Origin of the sequence: Luteimonas mephitis DSM 12574, from assembly GCF_000422305.1 — a bacterium.
GTDB lineage: Bacteria > Pseudomonadota > Gammaproteobacteria > Xanthomonadales > Xanthomonadaceae > Luteimonas > Luteimonas mephitis.
The window spans coordinates 349383-371635 of sequence record NZ_AULN01000014.1 but is presented as its reverse complement, the minus strand read 5'-3'; the positions used below and the strand labels follow the sequence as shown (position 1 = coordinate 371635).

Annotated in this window: 19 protein-coding genes; 8 read left to right on the top strand and 11 right to left on the bottom strand. The window is 67.3% G+C overall.

What is annotated here, in order from left to right:
• Nucleotides 1-70 precede the first annotated feature (70 nt).
• On the bottom strand, nucleotides 71-2347 hold the full coding sequence (clpA, locus tag H570_RS0106530) for an ATP-dependent Clp protease ATP-binding subunit ClpA (RefSeq protein WP_027080043.1): 2277 nt from the start codon (nucleotides 2345-2347) through the stop codon (nucleotides 71-73).
• Nucleotides 2348-2509: 162 nt separating this feature from the next.
• The gene (clpS, locus tag H570_RS0106525) at nucleotides 2510-2830 is read right to left on the bottom strand and encodes an ATP-dependent Clp protease adapter ClpS (RefSeq protein WP_027080042.1); all 321 of its coding nucleotides are present in this window, start codon (nucleotides 2828-2830) and stop codon (nucleotides 2510-2512) included.
• 114 nt (nucleotides 2831-2944) lie between these two features.
• Between clpS and H570_RS16660 the strand changes: the two genes are divergently transcribed.
• The 4 genes from H570_RS16660 (at nucleotide 2945) to hflD (ending at nucleotide 5760) form a co-directional block, all read left to right on the top strand.
• A complete protein-coding gene (locus tag H570_RS16660) occupies nucleotides 2945-3424 on the top strand; it encodes a hypothetical protein (RefSeq protein WP_156899872.1) in 480 nt (159 codons plus the stop codon).
• Nucleotides 3421-3903, top strand: a complete 483-nt coding sequence (locus tag H570_RS0106515) for an NUDIX hydrolase (protein ID WP_027080041.1) — start codon at nucleotides 3421-3423, stop codon at nucleotides 3901-3903. Before H570_RS16660 ends, H570_RS0106515 begins: the two co-directional genes overlap by 4 nt.
• Nucleotides 3904-4024: 121 nt before the next feature.
• The gene (mnmA, locus tag H570_RS0106510) at nucleotides 4025-5155 is read left to right on the top strand and encodes a tRNA 2-thiouridine(34) synthase MnmA (RefSeq protein WP_036135355.1); all 1131 of its coding nucleotides are present in this window, start codon (nucleotides 4025-4027) and stop codon (nucleotides 5153-5155) included.
• Nucleotides 5155-5760 carry a high frequency lysogenization protein HflD gene (hflD, locus tag H570_RS0106505; protein WP_027080039.1) on the top strand — a complete coding sequence of 202 codons (606 nt, stop codon included), beginning with the start codon at nucleotides 5155-5157 and terminating at the stop codon, nucleotides 5758-5760. Before mnmA ends, hflD begins: the two co-directional genes overlap by 1 nt.
• A 142-nt stretch (nucleotides 5761-5902) precedes the next feature.
• On the opposite strand, the gene H570_RS0106500 is transcribed toward hflD, so the two are convergent.
• Nucleotides 5903-6307, bottom strand: coding sequence for a type II toxin-antitoxin system VapC family toxin (locus tag H570_RS0106500; RefSeq protein ID WP_027080038.1), 405 nt, complete (start codon nucleotides 6305-6307; stop codon nucleotides 5903-5905).
• A gap of 10 nt (nucleotides 6308-6317) precedes the next feature.
• Entirely contained in the window at nucleotides 6318-6563 is a 246-nt protein-coding gene (locus H570_RS0106495) for an AbrB/MazE/SpoVT family DNA-binding domain-containing protein (RefSeq protein WP_027080037.1), read from the bottom strand.
• A 144-nt stretch (nucleotides 6564-6707) separates the two neighbouring features.
• Between H570_RS0106495 and acnA the strand changes: the two genes are divergently transcribed.
• Nucleotides 6708-9473 (top strand): aconitate hydratase AcnA, encoded by a 2766-nt coding sequence (acnA, locus tag H570_RS0106490; RefSeq protein ID WP_027080036.1) that lies wholly within the window; start codon nucleotides 6708-6710, stop codon nucleotides 9471-9473.
• A 145-nt stretch (nucleotides 9474-9618) separates the two neighbouring features.
• Here acnA and H570_RS0106485 read toward each other — a convergent pair whose 3' ends face one another.
• Nucleotides 9619-10086, bottom strand: a complete 468-nt coding sequence (locus H570_RS0106485; protein ID WP_027080035.1) for a YybH family protein — start codon at nucleotides 10084-10086, stop codon at nucleotides 9619-9621.
• A gap of 179 nt (nucleotides 10087-10265) precedes the next feature.
• Here H570_RS0106485 and H570_RS0106480 point away from each other — a divergent pair, with 179 nt between their 5' ends.
• Both H570_RS0106480 and H570_RS0106475 read left to right on the top strand, forming a co-directional pair.
• Complete coding sequence (locus H570_RS0106480) at nucleotides 10266-11942, top strand: long-chain fatty acid--CoA ligase (RefSeq protein ID WP_027080034.1); 1677 nt, start codon at nucleotides 10266-10268, stop codon at nucleotides 11940-11942.
• Nucleotides 11943-12171: 229 nt separating this feature from the next.
• Complete coding sequence (locus tag H570_RS0106475; protein ID WP_027080033.1) at nucleotides 12172-13071, top strand: crotonase/enoyl-CoA hydratase family protein; 900 nt, start codon at nucleotides 12172-12174, stop codon at nucleotides 13069-13071.
• 20 nt (nucleotides 13072-13091) lie between these two features.
• On the opposite strand, the gene H570_RS16655 is transcribed toward H570_RS0106475, so the two are convergent.
• The 5 genes from H570_RS16655 to H570_RS0106450 all read right to left on the bottom strand — a co-directional run bounded on the left by H570_RS16655 (nucleotide 13092) and on the right by H570_RS0106450 (nucleotide 20369).
• Nucleotides 13092-15296, bottom strand: a complete 2205-nt coding sequence (locus tag H570_RS16655; RefSeq protein WP_084499869.1) for an ATP-binding protein — start codon at nucleotides 15294-15296, stop codon at nucleotides 13092-13094.
• A 13-nt stretch (nucleotides 15297-15309) separates the two neighbouring features.
• Complete coding sequence (locus tag H570_RS0106465) at nucleotides 15310-16350, bottom strand: response regulator (RefSeq protein WP_027080032.1); 1041 nt, start codon at nucleotides 16348-16350, stop codon at nucleotides 15310-15312.
• A gap of 247 nt (nucleotides 16351-16597) precedes the next feature.
• A complete protein-coding gene (lysS, locus tag H570_RS0106460) occupies nucleotides 16598-18121 on the bottom strand; it encodes a lysine--tRNA ligase (RefSeq protein ID WP_027080031.1) in 1524 nt (507 codons plus the stop codon).
• 158 nt (nucleotides 18122-18279) lie between these two features.
• Nucleotides 18280-19408 (bottom strand): peptide chain release factor 2 gene (gene prfB / locus H570_RS0106455; protein ID WP_156899871.1). Its coding sequence is split into 2 segments (ribosomal slippage): nucleotides 18280-19332 and nucleotides 19334-19408, totalling 1128 coding nucleotides; the frame shifts between segments, so codons are not numbered across the junction.
• A 58-nt stretch (nucleotides 19409-19466) separates the two neighbouring features.
• A complete protein-coding gene (locus H570_RS0106450) occupies nucleotides 19467-20369 on the bottom strand; it encodes a LytTR family DNA-binding domain-containing protein (RefSeq protein ID WP_036135352.1) in 903 nt (300 codons plus the stop codon).
• Nucleotides 20370-20523: 154 nt separating this feature from the next.
• On the opposite strand from H570_RS0106450, the gene H570_RS16650 reads away from it, so the two are divergent.
• Complete coding sequence (locus H570_RS16650; protein WP_084499867.1) at nucleotides 20524-21792, top strand: acyltransferase family protein; 1269 nt, start codon at nucleotides 20524-20526, stop codon at nucleotides 21790-21792.
• Here H570_RS16650 and H570_RS0106440 read toward each other — a convergent pair.
• Nucleotides 21767-22246, bottom strand: coding sequence for a hypothetical protein (locus tag H570_RS0106440; protein WP_027080028.1), 480 nt, complete (start codon nucleotides 22244-22246; stop codon nucleotides 21767-21769). The genes H570_RS16650 and H570_RS0106440 overlap by 26 nt on opposite strands.
• Nucleotides 22247-22253 lie beyond the last annotated feature (7 nt).

Genomic DNA, 22253 nt, shown 5'->3' with positions numbered 1-22253 from the left:
GCAGGGCACCCAAGCCAAAAGCTCGCGGTCGAAGCTGCCCCTGCAACAGCGCAGGGGCGAAGCCGTCGTCCTACACGGTTGCAGGCAGCAGCTTCTCCGGCTCGGGCTTCACGTCCAGCACGATCTGTCCGTCGACGACGTCGACGCCCACGCGCCCGCCCTTGGCCAGTTTGCCGAACAGCAGCTCGTCGGCCAGCGGCCGCTTGATCCTGTCCTGCAGCAGGCGCGCCATCGGGCGCGCGCCCATCAGTGGATCGAAGCCGTGCTGTGCCAGCCAGTCGCGTGCGGCGGGCGTGGTCGACAGGGTCACGCCCTTCTCGTGCAGCTGCGCCTCGAGTTCGATCAGGAACTTGTCCACCACCCGCAGGATGTGGTCGAAGCCCAGCGCCTGGAACTGGACGATCGCGTCCAGCCGGTTGCGGAACTCCGGGGTGAAGCCCTTGCGGATCACTTCCATCGCGTCGGTGCTGTGATCCTGGGTGGTGAAGCCGATGGTGCGCCGCGCGGCCTGCGCCGCGCCGGCATTGGTGGTCATCACCAGGATCACGTTGCGGAAGTTCGCCTCGCGGCCGTTGGTGTCGGTGAGGATGCCGCGATCCATGACCTGCAACAGGATGTTGAAGATGTCCGGGTGCGCCTTCTCCACCTCGTCGAGCAGCAGCACGCAGTGCGGCGTCTTGACGATCTTTTCCGTGAGCAGGCCGCCCTGGTCGAAGCCGACGTAGCCCGGGGGCGCGCCGATCAGGCGGCTGACCGAGTGCGACTCCATGTACTCGCTCATGTCGAAGCGCACCAGCTCGATGCCCAGCTGCAGTGCGAGCTGCCTGGTCACCTCGGTCTTGCCCACGCCGGTAGGGCCGGCGAACAGGAAGTTGCCGATCGGCTTGTCGGGATTGGCCAGGCCCGAGCGGGCCAGCTTGATCGCCGAGGTCAGCGATTCGATCGCCGGGTCCTGGCCGAAGATCACCATCTTCAGGTTGCGCTCCAGGTGCTGCAGCACATCCTTGTCGGAGGCGCTGACCTGCTTGGCCGGGATGCGCGCCATCTTGGCGACGATCAGCTCAATCTCCTCGACGTCGATCAGCGTGTTGCGTTCCTCGTCGGACAGCAGCTGCTGGCGGGCGCCGGCCTCGTCGATCACGTCGATGGCCTTGTCCGGCAGCAGGCGGTCGCCGATGTGCTTGACCGACAGGTCCACCGCCGCCTGCAGCGCGTCGTCGGTGTAGAGCACGTCGTGGTGCTCCTGGTAGCGCGGGCGCAGGCCGCGCAGGATCTCGACCGCCTCGCCCACCGTGGGCTCGACGATATCGATCTTCTGGAAGCGCCGCGCCAGTGCGTGGTCCTTCTCGAAGATGCCTCGGTATTCCTGGAACGTGGTCGAACCGATGCAGCGCAGCTCGCCGGAGGCCAGCGCCGGCTTGATCATGTTGCTGGCGTCCATCGTGCCGCCGCTGGCGGAGCCGGCGCCGATGATGGTGTGGATCTCGTCGATGAACAGCACCGCGTGCGGCACTTTCTTCAGCGCCGCCAGCACGGCCTTCAGGCGTTTTTCGAAGTCGCCGCGGTACTTGGTGCCGGCAACCAGCGCGCCCAGGTCGAGCGAGTAGATCACCGCCTCCTGCAGCACCTTCGGCACGTCGCCCTCGACGATGCGTCGCGCCAGGCCCTCGGCCAGCGCGGTCTTGCCGACGCCGGCCTCGCCGACGTAGAGCGGGTTGTTCTTGCGCCTGCGGCACAGCACCTGGATGGTGCGCTCGACCTCCTCGGCGCGCCCGACCAGGGGGTCGATCCGGCCCTCCTGCGCCATCACGTTGAGGTTGATCGCGTACTCGCCCAGGGCGTCGCCCTTGGTTTCCGCCTCGGCGGCCTCGGCCTTGGCGGCGAGGTCCTCCATGTCCGCCGACTCTCCCTCGCCGTGCTTGGCGATGCCGTGCGACAGGTAGTTCACCACGTCCAGGCGCGAGACGTCCTGCTGGTTGAGGTAGTAGACGGCGTGCGAATCCTTCTCGCCGAAGATCGCCACCAGCACGTTGGCGCCGGTGACCTCCTTCTTGCCCGAGGACTGCACGTGGTAGACCGCGCGCTGCAGCACGCGCTGGAAGCCGAGTGTCGGCTGGGTGTCGCGGCCGTCGTCTTCGGGCAGGTGCGACACCGAGCTGGCGATGGCCTGTTCCAGGTCGCTGCGCAGGCGATGGAAGTCGGCGCCGGTGGCCTTGAGCACGGCCTCGGCCGACGGGTTGTCGAGCAGCGCGAGCAACAGGTGTTCGACCGTCATGTACTCGTCGCGCGCCTCGCGGGCACGCTTGTAGCACTGGCCGATGGTGTATTCGAGATCCTTGCTGAACATGGGGCGGGAGCCTCCGGAAATCACTACAGACCAGATGGGGGTGGCCGCGGGGTTTTCCATGTCCCCGCCATGGCTTCCTTGTAGGTCTTTTCCGGTCCGCCCCGCAAGTCGCGCGGGACATGCCACGACTTCGGGATTCAGCGTTCCGCCGCTGGTCCGATGTCAGGCCTTTTCCATCGTGCACAGCAGCGGATGCTGGTTGAGCCGGGAGTACTCGTTGACCTGCGCCACCTTGGATTCGGCCACTTCGCGCGTGAACACCCCGCATACGCCGCGGCCGCGGGTATGGACGTGCAGCATCACCTGGGTGGCCTTGTCGAGGTTCATGCCGAAGAACCGGATCAGGACGTCGACCACGAAATCCATCGGGGTGTAATCGTCGTTCAGCAGCAGGACGGAGTACAGCGGCGGCCGCGCCACCTCGGGCTTGCCGGTTTCGACGGCAACGCCGTGTTCGCGGTCGTGTTCGTGCTGGTTTGCCATGGCGCGGATTATAGCGGTGACTTGCAGCGGCGACCGCGGCGCGGACGCGTGGACGCGGGCACCTGCCGAAGCGACAATGACCGCCGTTTTTCCGGATGCCAAGGAAGCAAAGCAATGCGCATGACCATCAGCCTCTCCTGCATGATCCTGCTCGCGGGCACCTTGCTCCTGGCCGTGCCCGCGATGGCGGCGGACACGGACGTCGCCGCACGCCTGGATGCAAGCGGGATCAAGTACGAGATCGACGATGACGGCGACTACAAGATCACCGTGGGCTACAAGGACCAGGACCGCAGCCAGATGGTGTTCGTGTCCGGCGGCACTGAAAACGTGATGGGGCTGCGCGTCCGCGAGGTGTTCTCCCCGGCCGCCCGCCTGGAGGCCGATGCCTCCGGCGGGAACGGCGCCGACTGGCTGGCCAAGAGCGCGATGAGCAAGCTCGGCAGCTGGGAACTCCGCGGCAAGGTGCTGTGGTTCGTGGTCAAGCTTCCCGAGGACATGGATGCCGACACGCTGGAAACCGTGCTCAACATCGTGGCGCAGACCGCCGATGACGAGGAGCTCGAGCTGACCGGCGACAGGGACGAGTTTTGACCCTCGCCTCCCTCCCCTGGCAGCCCGACGTGACCGTGGCGACAGTCGTTGTCCGCGACGGCCGCCTGCTGCTGGTGGAGGAGTACGCAAACGGGGGCGCGCAGCCGGTGCTCAACCAGCCCGCCGGCCATCTCGAGCCGGACGAAAGCCTGGAAGAGGCCGCCCTGAGGGAAACCCGCGAGGAAACCGGCTGGGACGTGCGCCTGACGGCGTTCATTGGCGCCTACCAGTGGAAGGCGCCGGTGGAGGTAGACGGGAGCGGCGGCCGGCACTACCTGCGCTTCGCCTTCGCGGCCGAACCGGTCCGGCACGATCCGGCGCGCCGTCTGGACGAGGGCATCGTCCGCGCGCTGTGGATGACGCCCGCGGAGCTGCAGGCGGCGCAGGCACGCCATCGCAGCCCGCTGGTGTGGCGGGTCGCGGCGGACCACCTCGCCGGCAAGCGCCATCCCCTGTCGCTGCTGCAGCAGCTGGGATGATGCGCGGGCACGCCGTCGCCGCGCCCCACCCCGCGACTTCGCCTGCAAGCGGGAGCCGGATCGGCGTGCACCGCCTGGACGCCTTCGATGGCTGTCCGCCAGTTTCGGGACTTGGCAGCCCATGAGCCCGCGGGTGATCGTCGGGATGTCCGGCGGCGTCGATTCGTCAGTGGCCGCGCTGCTCCTGCGCGACGCTGGCGAATCACTGGCGGGACTGTTCATGCAGAACTGGGCCGACGACGGCAGCGGCGACTGCCGCGCCGAGGACGACCGCCGCGACGCCGTGGCGGTCTGCGGCCGGCTCGGCATCCCGATCCACTTCCGCGACTTCTCCGGCGAATACTGGGACGGCGTGTTCGCCCACTTCCTCGCCGAGTACGCCGCCGGGCGCACGCCCAACCCGGACGTGCTGTGCAACCGCGAGATCAAGTTCAAGCACTTCCTCGACGCCGCGCGCGATCTGGGCGCGGAGTGCATCGCCACCGGCCACTACGCCCGGGTCGACGGCGATCGCGGAAGCTGGCGCCTGCTGCGCGCGCGCGACCGCGGCAAGGACCAGAGCTACTTCCTGCACCAGCTCGGGCAGGCGCAACTCGCGGCCACCCGCTTCCCGCTCGGCGAGTTGCCCAAGGCCGACGTGCGCCGCATCGCCGCCGCAGCCGGGCTGCCGACCGCGGCGAAGAAGGACTCCACCGGCATCTGCTTCATCGGCGAACGCGACTTCCGAGAGTTCCTGTCGCGCTACCTGCCGGCGCGGCCCGGCGAGATGCGAACGCCGGACGGCCGCGTGGTCGGCACCCATCCGGGCGTGTTCTATTTCACCCTCGGCCAGCGCGAGGGACTGCAGATCGGCGGCCTGCGCGGGTTCGAGCCGGCGCCGTGGTTCGTGGTCGGCAAGGACGTCGAGCGCAACGTGCTGGTCGTCGACCAGGGCAGCGACAGCCGCTACCTGCTGTCGGACACCACGTGGACCGAAGCCGCGCACTGGATCGCCGGCGCGCCGCCCGCGGCGACGTTTGCCTGCAGCGCGCAGACGCGCTACCGGCAGCATGACCAGGACTGCGAAGTCACCGTGTGCGACGACGGCAGCCTGCGCGTGCGCTTCGCACAGCCGCAGCGTGCGGTGACGCCGGGGCAGTCGCTGGTGCTTTACGATGGCGACCATTGCCTGGGTGGCGCGGTGATCGCGGCCACCGACGCGCCGCTGGAGCGGCGCCACGACGACACGAATTCCCGGAGCGGCACCGAATGATGCAAGAACGAATCCTCGCCCTCGCCGGCCTGGTGCAGGCGCTGAAGCAGGTGCGGCGGATCGCCGAGACCGGGCAGGCGGATGCGTCGGTGCTGTCGACCGCGCTCGACAGCGTGTTCCGCATCGATGCCGAATCGCCGGAAGCGGTCTACGGCGGCATCGGCGACCTGCGCCCTGGGCTGGTCCTGCTGCGCGACTATTTCGGCAACCGGAACAAGGACGAAGCCCTGCCCCGGCTGGCCCTGGCCGTGCTGCAGATCGAACGCCGGTTCGTGCGCGACGGGGCGATGGTGCAGCAGGTCCAGGAGGGCATCGCCAGCACCGCGACGATCGCCGACCGCCTAGGCAGCAGCCACCCGGACGTGCTCGCCGCGCTGGGCAAGCTGTATGCGGACACGGTCAGCAACCTGCGGCCGAAAGTGATGGTGCAGGGCAATCCGCACTACCTCGGGCAGGCCGACATCGTTTCGGAAATCCGCGCCCTGCTGCTGGCCGCACTGCGTTCGGCGGTGCTGTGGCGGCAGATGGGCGGCAGCCTGTTCGATTTCCTGCTCGGCCGCAGGCAGATGCTGGCGGCGATCGAGAGCGAATTGAAGCTGGGGTAAGCCTCGTTGCGGCCCGGATTCCGGTGCCGGAACCCTGCCCGCAGGAGCGGCGGAAGCCGCGAGCTTCTGATTCCTTCGGGCGCGCTTGCAGAAAGCTCGCGGCTTCCGTCGCTCCTGCGGAAAACCCTGCGGGAGACGGCGCTCAGCTTGCCGCCGGCACGATCAGCTTCAGGCCCTTGAAGTAATCGCGGTAGAACCCGGCGTCGCGGGTGATCAGGCCGTTGCACTGCATCAGCGCGTGCGCGCCGGTGAGGAAATCCGGCACTGCGCGTTCGTCGAGCCCGCCGCGCTGGCGATGGCGGCGCTGCATCTCGCCCGCCCGCAGCGCCGACTTGGCCTCGGTGGGCAGGTAGCGGATGCTCATTTCCTCGAGCACGGCCAGCGCCTCGGAGCCGTCCTTGAGCGCGCTGCACAGCTCGGCCAGCACCACGTCGCAGACCACCACCGGGCCGCTGCCCAGGCACTGGCGCAGGCACAGTTCCACCGCGTCGGCGTCGGGGCCGTCGGCCAGCAGGTCGATCAGGGCAGGCGTATCGATGGCGATCATCGGCGCGGGCCTAGCCTCTGGCCGGGTCGCCGGGCTTGCGCCCGCGGATGGTGGTCATCGCCTCGCTGGTATCGGCGAAGCCGTCGAGCTTGAAGCGGCCGCGCGCGCGCGAGATCGCATCATCGACGCTTTTGCGCAGGATAATGCGGCCACCGTCCAGCTCGACCTTCAGGATGGTGCCCTTGCTCAGGCCCAGCGCATCGCGCACCGCCTTGGGCAGCGTGATCTGGCCGCGTTCGGCAACCGTTGCCTCCATGAGCAGGTCCTCCGGAGCTTGAAGTATGGATGGAGTCTACATACTTCAAAATTCATACTCAATCCGTCATACTGTGCCGATTCCCAGCCCCCTCCGGCCGCCCCGCCAGGGTCTCCCGCACCCAGCCACAGGAGTTTCCTCCCCATGAGCGATTCCTTCGCCACCCGCGCCCAACTGGACGTCAACGGCAAGTCCTACACCTACGCCAGCCTGCCGAAGCTGGGCGAGAAGTTCGACATCGCCCGCCTGCCCTACTCCATGAAGATCCTGCTGGAAAACCTGCTGCGCCACGAGGATGGCGGCGTCACGGTCGGCAAGGAGCACATCGAGGCCGTGGCCAAGTGGGACCCGAAGGCCGAGCCGGACACCGAGATCGCCTTCATGCCCGCGCGCGTGGTGCTGCAGGACTTCACCGGCGTGCCCTGCGTGGTCGACCTGGCCGCGATGCGCGACGCGGTGACCAGGCTCGGCGGCCAGCCGGACCAGATCAACCCGCTGATCCCTTCCGAGCTGGTCATCGACCACTCGGTGCAGGTCGACGTGTTCGGCCGCCCGGACGCGCTGGACCTCAACGGCAAGATCGAGTTCGAGCGCAACAAGGAGCGCTACGGCTTCCTGCGCTGGGGCCAGAAGGCGTTCGAGAACTTCAAGGTGGTGCCGCCCAACACCGGCATCGTCCACCAGGTGAACCTGGAGAACCTGGCGCGCGTGGTGATGGAGCGCGACGTCGATGGCCAGACCTGGGCGCTGCCTGACACCGTGTTCGGCACCGACTCGCACACCACGATGATCAACGGCATCGGCGTGCTCGGCTGGGGCGTGGGCGGAATCGAGGCCGAGGCCGCGATGCTGGGCCAGCCCTCGTCGATGCTGATCCCGCAGGTCGTCGGCTTCAAGCTCACCGGCCGCCTGCCCGAAGGCGCCACCGCCACCGACCTGGTGCTGACCGTCACCCAGATGCTGCGCAAGTATGGCGTGGTGGGCAAGTTCGTCGAGTTCTACGGCGACGGCCTGCAGCACCTGCCGCTGGCCGACCGCGCCACGATCGCCAACATGTCGCCCGAGTACGGCGCGACCTGCGGCATCTTCCCGGTGGACGCCGAATCGATCCGCTACCTGCGCCTGTCCGGCCGCAGCGAGGAGCAGATCGCGCTGGTCGAGGCCTACGCCAAGGCGCAGGGCCTGTGGCACGCGCCGGATTCCGCGCACGCCGACTACTCGGCCACGCTGGAACTCGACATGGCCACCGTGCAGCCGTCGCTGGCCGGCCCCAAGCGCCCGCAGGACCGCGTCCTGCTGGGCGACATGAAGGCCAATTTCCACGACAACGTCGGCGGCATGACCAAGGGCCGCAAGAACGGCGTGGGCTGCGCGGTCAACAAGCTCGACGCCGAGGGCGGCGACCAGCCGCAGGCGCCCCACCTGGCCGCCAAGCCGATCTCGAAGATCCGCGTGCAGGACGAAGACCACGAACTGACCGATGGTTCGGTCGTCATCGCCGCCATCACCTCGTGCACCAACACCTCCAACCCGGCGGTGATGATCGGCGCGGGCCTGCTGGCGCGCAATGCCGCGGCCAAGGGCCTGAAGGCCGCGCCTTGGGTCAAGACCTCGCTCGGGCCGGGCTCGCTCGTGGTCACCGACTACCTCAAGAAAGCGGGGCTGATGGACGACCTGGAGAAGCTGGGCTTCTACGTGGTCGGCTACGGCTGCACCACCTGCATCGGCAACTCCGGCCCGCTGCCGGAAGCCGTCTCCAAGGGCATCGCCGAGAATGACCTGGCCGTGGCCGCGGTGCTGTCGGGCAACCGCAACTTCGAAGGCCGCATCCACGCCGAAGTGAAGATGAACTACCTCGCCTCGCCGCCGCTGGTGGTGGCGTACGCGATTGCCGGCACCATCGACATCGACCTCACCAACGACCCCATCGGCCATGACCCGGCGGGCAACGCGGTGTACCTGCGCGACATCTGGCCGACCAACAAGGAGATCGGCGACATGATCGCCGCGACCGTCGGCCCGGAGCTGTTCGCGCAGAACTACGCCGACGTGTTCAAGGGCGACAGCCGCTGGAACGCGATCCAGTCGCCCGACAGCCTCGCCTACCACTGGGACGAGGCCTCGACCTACATCAAGAACCCGCCCTACTTCGACGGCATGACGATGGACGTCGGCGCGATCGACGACATCCACGGTGCGCGCGTGCTGGGCCTGTTCGGCGATTCCATCACCACCGACCACATCTCGCCGGCCGGCAACATCAAGCAGGATTCGCCCGCGGGCCGCTTCCTGCAGTCGCGCGGCGTGCAGCCGGCCGACTTCAACAGCTACGGCTCGCGCCGCGGCAACGACGACGTGATGGTGCGCGGCACGTTCGCCAACATCCGCATCCGCAACCAGATGCTCGACGGCGTCGAAGGCGGCTTCACCAAATACTTCGGCAAGGACAATGCCGCCGGCGAACAGCTGGCGATCTACGACGCGGCGATGAAGTACAAGGCCGACGGCACCCCGCTGGTGGTCCTGGCCGGCAAGGAATACGGCACCGGCTCGTCGCGCGACTGGGCGGCCAAGGGCACGATCCTGCTGGGCGTCAAGGCGGTGATCGCCGAGAGCTTCGAGCGCATCCACCGTTCCAACCTGGTGGGCATGGGCGTGCTGCCGCTGCAGTTCAAGGATGGCCAGAACGCGAAAACGCTTGGCTTCGACGGCTCGGAGACCTTCGACATCACCGGTCTCAAGGACGGTGCGGCGAAGACCGCGACGGTCACCGCGACAAGGGCCGACGGCAGCAAGAAGTCGTTCGAGGCCAACGTGATGCTGCTGACGCCGAAGGAAGTCGAGTACTTTCGCCACGGCGGCCTGCTGCAGTACGTGCTGCGCCAGCTGGCAGGCAAGAAGGCCGCCTGACCCGGGCTTCGGATCGGGCGAAAGCCCGGCCCGCCGCAGCGCGGCGGCGTTCGGACAAGGAAAGGCGGCCTACGGGCCGCCTTTTTCGCATCTGCATCAACAGCGCAACGTTCCAGTCGCGATTCGTTGTGCAACGTCTCGTCGCCTACGGCGCATTCCACGACAGGCTGGTCATCCGCCACTGCCCCCGCTCACGGCGCCAGCCCGAAGTGACGGCATGGGCGCGTCCGGTTTCCGGCAGCAGCCCGCCGCTTCCGCCGGTCAGCACGACGGTCGTGTGGACGGTGGCATGGTCGTCCTGCAGTTGGATGTCGAGCGGGCCCGAGGTGATGCCGATCCTGGCATTGCGCATGAAGTAGAGCGCGGCCAGGCGCCGGGCCCCGTCGCGATCCAGTCCGTCGTTGCCGACGAAGTCCGCTGCCAGGAATGCTGCCATTCCACCCGCATCCCGCGATTCGATGGCTGCCTGAAACGCAGCCACATCCTGCCGCAGCGCCTGCTCGGCGGACTCGCGGCGACAGCCCGTGGCAAGCGCCAACACGGCGAGCACGATCCCCAGCACCGGTAGCCATCGGAATCCGCCCACGGCGCTGCGCTGCCTGATCCGGTGCATGCCGCCCCGTCCTCCATCGTCGACCCCAAGCGATCAAGGCTACCTATTCGAGGGTCTTCGGGACAGGCAGCCATACGGACGCGCACGCCGTCTTGCGAGGGCCTAGAGCCTATGCTCCAATCGATCCACGCACGCCCGCATGGTCGCGGTCGTCAATGGAACATCGGAGAGAACGCAAGATGACGATCGAACGCCCCTGGCTGGCCCACTACCCTGCCGGTGTCCCGGCGCAGATCGATGTCGAAGAGTTTTCCTCGATCCCCGCGGTGCTCGAAGGCTCGATCCGCAAGTACCGCGACCGGCCGGCGTTCGCCAACATGGGCAAGACGCTCACCTACGCGCAGATCGACGACCTCAGCCGCCAGTTCGCCGCCTACCTGCTCGGCGAGCTGAAGCTCAAGAAGGGCGACCGCGTCGCGATCATGATGCCCAACTGCCTGCAGTATCCGATCGCCACGTTCGGCATCCTGCGGGCCGGGCTGACGGTTGTGAACGTCAACCCGATGTACACGCCGCGCGAACTCAAGCACCAGCTGGTCGACTCGGGCGCAACGGTCATCCTGGTGCTCGACAACTTCGGTGTCACCGTGCAGCAGGCCCTCGAGGGAACCGCGATCGGGCAGGTGATCACCACGGGCCTCGGCGACATGCTCGGCTTTCCGAAGGGCGCGATCGTCAATTTCGTGCTCAGGCACGTGAAGAAGATGGTGCCGGACTACGACCTCCCCGGCGCGATCCGCTTCAACGATGCACTGACCCTCGGCCAGCGCCACGAACTGCCCGAGGTGTCCATCGCCCACGACGACATCGCCTTCCTGCAGTACACCGGCGGCACCACCGGCGTCGCCAAGGGCGCGATGCTCACCCACCGCAACCTGGTGGCGAACATGCAGCAGGCCGCGGCCTGGGTCAGCCAGCTGGTGCATGAAGGCGAGGAAACCATCATCACCGCGCTGCCGCTGTACCACATCTTCTCGCTGACGGCGAACGGCCTTGTCTTCATGAAGGTCGGCGCGCTCAACTACCTGATCACCAACCCGCGCGACATGCCCGGTTTTGTCAAGGAACTGTCGAAGGTCAAGTTCACCGCGATCACCGGCGTCAACACCCTGTTCAACGGCCTGCTCAACACGCCCGGCTTCGACAAGGTGGATTTCTCCAACCTGCGACTGACGCTTGGCGGCGGCATGGCCGTGCAGCGTGCGGTGGCCGAGCGCTGGAAGCAGGTCACCGGCGTGACCCTGGTCGAAGCCTACGGCCTGACCGAAACCTCGCCTGCCGCGTGCATCAACCCGATGGACCTGGCCGAATACAACGGCTCGATCGGGCTGCCGGTCCCGTCCACCGATGCCTGCATCAAGGACGAGGGCGGCGCGATGCTCCCCACGGGTGAAGTGGGCGAGCTGTGCATCAGGGGCCCGCAGGTGATGAAGGGCTACTGGAACCGCCCCGAGGACACCGCCCAGGTCATCGATGCCGACGGCTGGCTGCACACCGGCGACATGGCGAGAATGGACGAGAACGGCTTCTTCTACATCGTCGACCGCAAGAAGGACATGATCCTGGTATCGGGCTTCAACGTATATCCCAACGAGGTCGAGGACGTCATCGCGATGATGCCCGGCGTGCTCGAGGTCGCTGCCGTCGGGGTTCCGGACGAAAAGTCCGGCGAGGCGGTCAAGCTGGTCATCGTCAAGAAGGATCCCGCGCTGACGGTCGAGCAGATCAAGGCGCACGCGCGCGAGAACCTCACGGGCTACAAGCAGCCACGCTACGTGGAATTCCGTGACGAACTTCCCAAAAGCAACGTCGGCAAGATCCTGCGCCGCGAGCTTCGCGACCCGTCGCCGGCCTGACGCCGCGTCCCGGCCCCCGGGGCATGCGCCGCTCCGCGCGCCGCCTCACACTGCCCTGGTGCCGATAATCCGCACGTAATAGCCCGAAAAGGCCGCTTTCTGCCCTTAAACCGCTTGCGATCCGGTTCAGTTAGGGTTGAATATGCGCCGTCGGGCGCATTTCCCATTGAACTTTTTCTGCCGTCTCGTTGCGCGACCGGCCGGACGGCTCCATCACAGGGGTACTTCCATGTCAGTCGTCCAGCAGCTCCATTGCGCTCCGCGCTACAACACCCTCCGGCCCGTTGAAGACACCGAGCGCGGTGTCTATCGATGCCACATGCACGCCGACCTCGCGGCAACGCCCGGGCGCGCATGCTTCAAGACGGCCCTGATCAACGAGATCCTGCACTACCAGCAGGCACTGGCCGATCGCCTGCGCTTCGACCAGCAGGACGGCGGCAGGCATTCGATCTCGCACATCGTGCTGGCATCCGACAGCGACGTGTTCAACCTGGGCGGCGACCTCGAGCTGTTCTGCCGCCTGATCCGCAACGGCGACCGCAACGGCCTGCTCGGATACGCGCGGCAGTGCGTGCGTGGCGTGCATGCTTTCCATGCGGGGCTGGGAGTCGGCGCGCACAGCATCGCGCTGGTCCAGGGCGATGCGCTGGGCGGCGGGTTCGAGGCGGCGCTGAGCTGCCATACGATCGTTGCCGAGGAAGGCGTCAACATGGGCCTGCCGGAAGTGCTGTTCGACCTGTTCCCCGGCATGGGCGCCTATTCGTTCCTGTGCAAGCGCATCGCGCCGCACCAGGCCGAAAAAATCATGCTGGAAGGCAACGTCTACAGCAGCGACGAGCTGTACAGGATGGGGCTGGTCGACATCCTGGTGCCGCGCGGCGAAGGCGAAAAGGCCGTCGACGACGTGATCCGCAGCAACCAGCGCATTCCGCACGCGCGTGCGGCGATGCATCGCGTGCGCAGCATGGCGCAGCCGGTGACGCTGGAAGAAATGATGAGCATCACCGAGGTCTGGGTCGACACCGCCCTGCAACTCGGCGATCGCTCGCTGCGTACCATGGAACGGCTGGTACGCGCCCAGTACCGGCGCCATGGCGACCTGAAGGAAGCCGGCTCGCGGGGCTGAGCCCGCGGCAGGCGATCACCTCATCCGGGCCCGTGGCCGGATTGTTCCGGCCCGGGTGCCAGCAGTAGCGCCAGGTCCGCCTTGGCGCGCAGTGCGCTGTCCTCGACCATGGCATCCAGGTCGCGTGTCAGCGCCGGCGCGTCGAGCGCCAGCTGCGTGCTGCTCATCTTCATGATCTGCCGGCAGCGCTGGACCAGCGGCGTCGCGCCGATGTTTTCGGCGACACCGCGCATGGCGTGGGCACAGTCGCGCATCGCATCCCAATCCCCCTCGTTGGCGGCCTTGCGCAGCTGCGGCAGCGCGCGCCCGATATCGCGCAGGCACTGCTCGACGAACTCGACCAGGAACTCGCGGCCGAAGTTCATCGAAGCGAGTTCCTGCAGCACGCTCTGTGCCGGTTCCGCAGGCGCCTGCGCCGCGGCAGCCGCGGCATTGCCTTCCGCCACGGGCTGCACGCCCTGTGGCGCGGCGAAGGCCTCGTTGGCCGCCACGCGGCTGATGGTGTCGAGCAGGCGCGAGACGACGATGGGCTTGGTCAGGTAGGCGTAGGCGCCGGCACGCTCGGCTTCATTGAGCGATTCCACGGTCGCATCCGCGGACAGGACGACGATGGGAGTGCGCTGCATCCCGGCCTGCATGACGCGGGCCTGGCGGATCACGTCGAGGCCGCTCAGGCCCGGCATGTTCAAGTCGACGATGACCATGTCGGGCGAGTGTATCTCGAGCTGGTCCAGGGTCGCTTCGCCGTCCTCGGCGAAGATCAGCCGGTGGCCCGCACGCTCCAGCAGGCGCTGCAGCACGATGCGGTTGGCGGGCTGGTCGTCGGCGATCAGGATGTGCAGCGGACGCACGCGGGCGCGATGGCGGACGAAGGGGTCGTCGAACGCGATGACATTGGCCTGCGACGGGACAATGGCGGCCGGATCGCTTGCCGGCGGCAATTCGACCTCCGCGTCCTGCGCGCGCTGCGTCTGCAGCGGCAGCTCGAACCAGAAGTGGCTGCCGCCGCCGGGATTGGCCTCCAGCGAGATCTTTTCCCCACCCATCGCCTCGACCAGCATCTTGGCGATGGTGGTGCCCAGGCCGGTACCGCCGTAGCGGCGCGAGATGCCGCCATCGACCTGCTCGAACGGTTCGAAGATGCGCGCCCTCGCCTCCTCCGGGATGCCGATGCCGGTGTCGCGCACGGAGAAGAGCACGCGCAGCCTGTCCGCATCCTGGTCGACCAGCCGCACCCGCAGCGACACTTCCCCGGTCTCGGTGAACTTGATCGCGTTCTGCATCAGGTTCAGCAGCACCTGCAGCAGGTGGCCGGGATCGCCATGTACCTGCGCCGGAAGTGCGATGTCCGAATCCATGCTGAGCTTGAGCTGCTTGGCCGCGGCCTGCGGCAGGCACAGGCTGCGCAGGCGCCCGAGGAGTTCGGGAAGATTGAAGTCGACTTCCTGCCGCTTCAGCTTGCCCGCCTCGATCGCGGAGATGTCCAGGACCTCCTCGATCAGCATCAGCAGGGTCTGCGCCGAGGTGTGGATGATCCCGGTCGACTCGCGCTGCTCGGCGTTCAGCTTGCTGGTCGAGAGCAGCTCCGACATCCCGAGGATGCCGTTGAGCGGCGTGCGCAACTCATGGCTCATGTTGGCCAGGAAGCGGCTCTTGGCGCGGTTCGCGCTGCGCGCATCCTCGAGCGCCCGGGTCAGCGCCTTCAGCAGCGACGCGAAGTACAGCGGGATGGCGACCAGGCCAACCAGCAGGCCCCAGGCCAGGAACGGGCTGGATTGCCAGAACGTCGTCGACAGCATCATGACCAGGAACGACATGGCGGCCAGCGCCGTTGCCGAATAGAGATAGCGCGTGCCGTAACGAAGGCCGTTGCCGATGGTGACCCACAGGTACACGCTGTACAACGGGCTTGCGGGTTCCCCCATCAGGCACATCACGCCGGCGAGCGCGGAGTAGTCGGCGAACATGCCGATCCAGCGGCGCACGTGGGACACGCCCGGATTGACGACGATCCCGACCAGCAGGCCGGTGGAGACCAGCAGTTCGCCGATCAGGATCAGCCAGGTGAAATACAGCGCGCCCTGGCTTGCCTCCGACTGCACCTGTGAACCGAGGTAGGCGCAGAACAGCGCGGTGATCGCGAACCTGACGATCACCTGCGCAAGCTCGCTGTCGGGGCGGTTGCGCAGCCGCGAGGCCAGTTGGTGGAAGGAAGGCATAGTCATGGCGCCGTGCCGGTCAGCTGTGGAGGTGGCCGCTGTTGCAGATCTGCTCCAGGCGGGGCCGGTTGCGGATCAGCGCGTCGACGCACCGCGGGTCGAACAGCTTGCCGCTTTGCTGCGAGATGTAGTCCAGCGCCTCGTCCAGGCTCCAGGCGCGCTTGTACGGGCGCACCGAAATCAATGCATCGAACACGTCGGCGACCGCGACGATCCGGGCTTCCAGCGGGATGGCTTCGCCGACCAGGCCGTCCGGGTAGCCGCTGCCGTCATAGCGCTCCTGGTGGCGCAGCGCAATGGTGGCGCTGACCTGGATGAACCGGTTCTGGCTGCCGCTGAGCAGTTCGTGGCCGATCTCCGGATGCTTGCGCATGATCCGGGTCTCCTCGTCGGTGAGCGGCCCGGGCTTCATCAGCAAGGCGTCGGGGATCGCGATCTTGCCCAGGTCGTGCAGCGGCGCGGCCAGTTCGATCATCCGCACCTCGTCCTCGAACAGCCCCATTTCCTCGGCCACCATGCCGGCGATGCGGGCCAGTCGCTCCAGGTTGGCGCTGGTGCCGGCGTCGCGATAGGCGATCGCGCGGGCGAGCCGGGTCAGCGTTTCGCGCTCGCGTTCCTCGACCTCGTTCATGCTCGACAGCAGGCGCTGTTCAAGCGACAGCGCACGCTGCTTCACCGACTCGGCCTGCTGGCGCAGTTGCAGCAGGTTGCGGCAGCGGGCGCGCAGTTCGCGCGGGCGCACCGGCTTGACCAGGAAGTCGATGACGCCCGCGTCCAGGGCCGCCTGCCGGATCGGCTCGTCGCCAACCACGGTCACCAGCACGATCGGAACGTCACGGTGAAGCAGTGGGCGGCGGAAGCGGCGGGCAAACTCCAGGCCGTCGATGACCGGCATGCGGTAATCCAGCAGCAGCAGGTCCGGGCGGTTGTCCTCGCACCAGCGCAGCGCGTCCTGCGGATCGCCGAAATCGAGCACGTCCAGCTCGGGACTGATGTCCTCGAGAATGTGCCGCAACATGGTGCGCGCGGATGTCTGGTCGTCGACGATCACGATGTTCACGCGGTATCCGCCCCTCGAACGTAGTTCCCTGCAAGCCTTGCATACTCGCCCGCTGGTACAGGGCAAGCAAGTCCCGTGCCCTGCCGGCGCCCCGGATTCCGTGCGCCAAGCCACGTTTCCTGCCGGTATCAACGGCGCAATCGAAGGGGCACGGTCAAAGAATGACCTTCCTCGTCACGTCATTCCGTTACCGGCGATTCCCCGCGGCTGCCGCTGGCAGTCCCCGGCCGCCGCCGGCGGGTACGCCTCAACCGATCGTTTCGGGACGCATGTAGGGGAACAGCAGCACGTCGCGGATCGACGCCGAGCCGGTGAACAGCATCACCAGCCGGTCGATGCCGACCCCCAGCCCGCCGGTGGGCGGCAGGCCGACCTCGAGCGCACGGATGTAGTCCGCGTCGAAGTGCATGGCCTCGTCGTCGCCGCCGGCCTTGGCCTCGACCTGGGCGCGGAAGCGCGCTGCCTGGTCCTCCGGATCGTTGAGCTCGGAGAAACCGTTGGCCATTTCCTTGCCACCGATGAACAGCTCGAAGCGATCGGTAATGCCCGGCTCGCTGTCGGACTCGCGCGCCAGCGGCGAGACTTCGACCGGATAGTGGGTGATGAAAGTCGGCTGCACGAGCCCGTCTTCGACCGTCTTTTCGAAGATTTCCAGCAACAGCTTGCCCCAGTCGTAGCCGGGCTTCACCGGGACTTTCAGCCGCGCACAGTGCGCAGCGAGCGCATCGCGGTTGCGGCAGTCGGCGACGCTGATCTCCGGGTTGAGTTCGCGCACGGCTTCTTCCAGCTTCCAGCGGCGGAATCGCGGGCCCACGTCGATCGCGTTGCCTTCCCATTCCAGCGCGGTGGTGCCGATGGTCTCCCGTGCCACATCGCGGATCAGCGATTCGGTCAGGTCCATGACCTCCTCGTAGCCGACGTAGGCCTCGTACAGCTCGAGCATCGTGAACTCGGGGTTGTGCCGCGTGCTCACGCCTTCGTTGCGGAAGTTGCGGTTGATCTCGTAGACGCGCTCGAAGCCGCCGACGACCAGGCGCTTGAGGTAAAGCTCGGGCGCCACGCGCAGGAACAGGTCGAGGTCGAGCGCATTGTGGTGGGTCGTGAACGGCCGCGCCGTGGCGCCACCGGCCAGGTAATGCATCATCGGCGTCTCGACCTCGAGGAAGCGCCGCGCATCCAGCCAGCGCCGGATCGCGCCGATCACCTGCGAGCGCTTGACGAACACCTCGCGCGCCTCGGGACTCACGATCAGGTCGACGTAGCGCTGGCGGTAGCGCTGCTCGACGTCGGCCAGCCCGTGCCACTTGTCCGGAAGCGGCCGCAGCGACTTGACCAGCAAGCGCAGCGTGTCGGCCTTGACCGACAGCTCGCCGGTCTTCGTGCGCATCAGCGTGCCTGCGGCCGCGACGATGTCGCCCACGTCCCAGCCCTTGAATGCGTCGTAGGCGTCGCCGAGCGCGTTCGCCTGCAGGAAGACCTGGATCCGGCCCGAGACGTCCTGCACCTGTGCGAACGCGGCCTTGCCCATCACCCGCTTGGCCAGCAGCCGGCCGGCGAGCGCGACGCGCCTGCCCTCGCCTTCCAACGCCTCGCCGGTCCACTGCTCCGCATCGGAGTAGGCGTCCTGCAGGTCCTGCGCGTAGTCGGCGCGGCGGAAGTCGTTGGGGAACGCGACGCCCTGCGCGCGCAACGCGGCGAGTTTCGCGCGGCGCTCGGCGATCAGGTGGTTCTCGTCGGCGGCGGGCGCAGGGTTTGGCGTGGGTTCGGTCATGTTCGGGAATCGGGAATCGGGAATCGGGAATCGGGAATCGGAAGGAGCATAAGCCGTCCTCCCGGGCGGGGCGAGGAATCTGCCTTTGGCCGGAACCGGCGGGCAGGTCCCCCGCTATGCCCGGGAAGACATGGGATCAAGCCCGGGGGAAGTGGTCATCAGGTCGCGTCGGAGCGCCTGGACCCCGCTTCCAGCCCGGATTTCAGGCTCGCTTCGACGAACTCGTCCAGGTCGCCATCGAGCACCTTCTGCGTATCCGAACGCTCGATGCCGGTGCGCAGGTCCTTGATGCGGCTCTGGTCGAGCACGTAGTTGCGGATCTGGCTGCCCCAGCCGATGTCGGACTTGGTGGCTTCCAGCGCATCGCGCTCGACGTTGCGCTTCTGCACTTCCAGTTCGTACAGCTTGGCCGCGAGCATTTTCATCGCGCGGTCGCGGTTGGCGTGCTGGCTGCGCTCGGTCTGGCAGGCCACCACGGTGTTGGTCGGTACGTGGGTGATGCGCACCGCCGACTCGGTCTTGTTGACGTGCTGGCCGCCCGCGCCGGACGAGCGGTAAACGTCGGTCTTCAGGTCGGCCGGATTGATGTCGATCTCGATGCTGTCGTCGACTTCCGGCGACACGAACACCGAGGTGAAGCTGGTGTGGCGGCGGTTGTCGGAGTCGAACGGCGACTTGCGCACCAGCCGGTGCACGCCGATCTCGGTCTTCAGCCAGCCGTAGGCGTACTCGCCCTCGACCCGGAACGTGGCCGACTTGATGCCCGCGACGTCGCCGCCGCTGACTTCCATCAGCTCGGCCTTCCAGCCGCGGTGCTCGCACCAGCGCAGGTACATGCGCAGCAGCATTTCCGCCCAATCCTGCGCCTCGGTGCCGCCGGCGCCGGCCTGGATGTCGACGAAGGCGTTGGCCGAGTCCATCTCGCCGGAAAACATGCGCTGGAACTCCAGCTTGTCGACGCGGCGGGCGAGCTTCTCGACGTCATCGACCACGGCGTTGGCCGTGTCCTCGTCATCCTCGCCCTCGGCCAGGTCCAGCAGTTCGCCGGCGCCACCCAGCCCTTCGGTCAGGTCGCGGATGCCGTTGACGGTCTTGTCGAGCAGCGATCGCTCGCGCCCCAGCGCCTGCGCGCGCGCGGGATCGTTCCAGACATCCGGGTTCTCCAGCTCGCGCTCTACTTCCTCCAGGCGCTCGCGCTTGGTGTCGTAGTCAAAGAAACCCCCTCAGCGCATCCAGCCGACCGGTCAGGTCGGCGATGCGCTGGCGCACGGGATTGAGTTCGATCATTGATTGGCTGCAACGTGGAAAAAGACCGTGAATTCTAGCAGGCCGGCCCCTGCCCGGCCTACGCAGTCGCGGCGGGCGCGCCGAGCCGCGCGCGCAGCGCGTCGCGGTGGCGCCGGCTGCACGGCAGCGCGGTGCCGTCGTGCAGGTGCACGCGCGCATCACCGCTGTCCAGCGGCTCGATCGAGGCCACCGTGTCCAGGTTGACGATGTAGCTGCGGTGGATCCGCACGAAGCGGTCGGGGTCGAGCTGCGCGGCGATGCCGGCGATGGTGCTGCGCAGCGGGTAATCGCGTCCGCGCACGCGCAGGTTGACGTAGTTGCCGGCAGCCTGCAGCCATTCGATGTCGTTGGCGGCGACGAGGAATTCGCGGCCCAGCTTGCGGACCAGGAAGCGCTCCGTGCGCGCCTCGCGCCCGGTCGCCGAGCCGTCGTCGGGCGGATCGAGCAGCCGCGCCTCGCCCTGCAGCCGTCGCCAGAACCAGCGGTAGCCATGGTCGACGATGACGATCAGGGCGAACGTGCGGGCGTCCTTGAGGTATTCGTAGGCGAAACGACGCAGCCAGTCGTCGATCTCGTAGTGCTCGCCCAGCAGCAGGTAGCCGGCCTTGCGCACCAGAACCATGCCGACCACGTGCACGATCGACCACGCCACGCTCGCGCCCAGGTACAGCGGCAGGCGGCGGCGCCAGGTGTCGGCGTGCATCGGCCAGCGGCTGCACAGCGCCAGCAGGCCGGGCAACAGCAGGAGCGACACCAGCGCACTGCTGCCTTCCCACATCGCCGGCTGCCACGTCGGCAGGACGTGGCCGTCGCGCTGCGCGTCCATGAGGGCGACCATCGTGTTGGCGATGGCGGGAATGGCGAAGGCGAATACCCAGAACGCCACTTCGATCCCACCCTGCCAGGGCAGGTAGCGTCGCCAGGGTTCTTTGGCACGCACGTGCGCGGATGCCTGGTTCATCCGCGCATTCTAGGGCTGCGGACCGATTCGACGGCCGCAGTTCGTCCCTCCGAGCCCGCAACTCGTCCCTGCACGCCCCGATCCGGACACTCCGCGCGCCCGGCCACCACATCGCGACGGCAGTCTGGCCATCCCGCCGCTGCCGTCCACTGCCATGCCTCGTCGCCACGACATCGACGCCCTGCGCGTCATCGCCTTCGCGCTGCTCATCGTCTACCACGTCGGCATGGTGTACGTGGCCGACTGGGGATTCCACGTCAAGAGCGCCTACCTGGCCGAATGGCTGCAGTGGCCGATGATCGCGCTCAACCGATGGCGGATGCCGCTGCTATTCATGATCTCCGGCATCGCGCTCGGCCTGGCGCGGATCGACCGCGCGCCGTTGCGCTTCGCCGCGCGGCGCTGCTGGCGCCTGCTTCTGCCGCTGGCGTTCGGCATGTTCGTGGTGGTCGCGGTGCAGGCGTACTGCGAAGGCCTCGCCAACGGCCGGCTGCAGCCGGGCTTCTGGGCCTTCCTGCTGCGCTACTGGCAGCTGCGCCCGTGGCCATCGGGCAGTTTCACCGGCGCCGAGTTCGGCATCACCTGGAACCACCTGTGGTATCTCGCCTACCTGTGGCTCTACACGATGCTGCTGGTGGCGCTGCTGCCGTTGCGCACGCTGCGGACCGCGGAGTGGCTGGCAGGCTGGCGCTGGCCGACGTGGCTGCTGCTTTCGCTGCCGGTGGCGTGGCTGGCCATGTGCCGGCTGGTGCTGGCGCCGCGTTTCCCGGAAACCCACGCGCTGTTCGGCGACTGGACGGTACACGCGCAGTCGCTGCCGCTCTTCCTCGCCGGTTACGCGATCGCCGGCAACATCGGCTTCTGGGAGCGGATTCGGGCGCTGCGCTGGCCGGTCCTGGCGATCGCGTTGGCCTGCATCACGATCGAGCTGACGATCCGTGCCGGCGGCCGCTACCTGCCCCCGGACGCTGCGGTTCCGGCGTGGATCCCGTGGGCGGAGGTCGAACGCATCGCCCGCGCGGCCTACACGTGGACAGCGCTGCTGGCGATCTTCGGCTGGGGCCAGGTGCTGCTGGACCGCCGCTTCCGCTGGCTGCCGTACTGCACCGAGGCGGTGTACCCCTGGTACATCCTGCACCAGAGCCTGATCGTGCCGCTGGCGTTCTGGCTGTCGCCGGTGCAACTCGGTCCGGTACTCGAACCCGCGCTCGTACTGGGCGGCACGGTGGGCGGCTGCCTGCTGCTGCACGAACTGGTGATCCGTCGCGCACCGCTGCTGCGGCCGCTGTTCGGGCTCAAGCGCGGGCGCGCGACGGCTCACTGTGCCGCCGAACGCGTCTCACATTCGCTTGACTTGACGAAGAACGCACGTTTGCAACGGTCAACGCCAGCCCGCTCTAGGGTTCCTGACGCGTGTCCTTGACCGCAGAAAATGCCGTCAGCTCCCATTCGCTGCCGTTCCAGGTGACGGTACTGGTATGAGTCCAACCACCCTCACTCCACGTTTGCGAGATCGTATCTCCCACGTCGACTTGCGCTGTCGCCCAGTCGGGCGCAGGGACTGCCAAGGCATTACTGCGCGAAGTCGATTCAGTGTGCCGAATCGTGGCCTGAAGGGAAGTGCTGTCCGTCAATAGGGGGTCCGCCATATTGAACCTTGCAAGGTCCATAGCATCCAAGCCCATGCTTGTCCGCAGTTGCTGGACGGCTTCGCGGCCTTTGACGGTTCTGCTGGTTGTGAACTCGCCTCTCTCCGGAATCGTCTTCTGAAACTCTGCGGCCGTCGGCGGCTTGGGCAGATCTCGTGTCTGCGCCATCGCGTAGCCGGTGAATACCACAACAAGCGACGAAAGTAGTGCGATATGTCTCAAGTTCATGATGAAT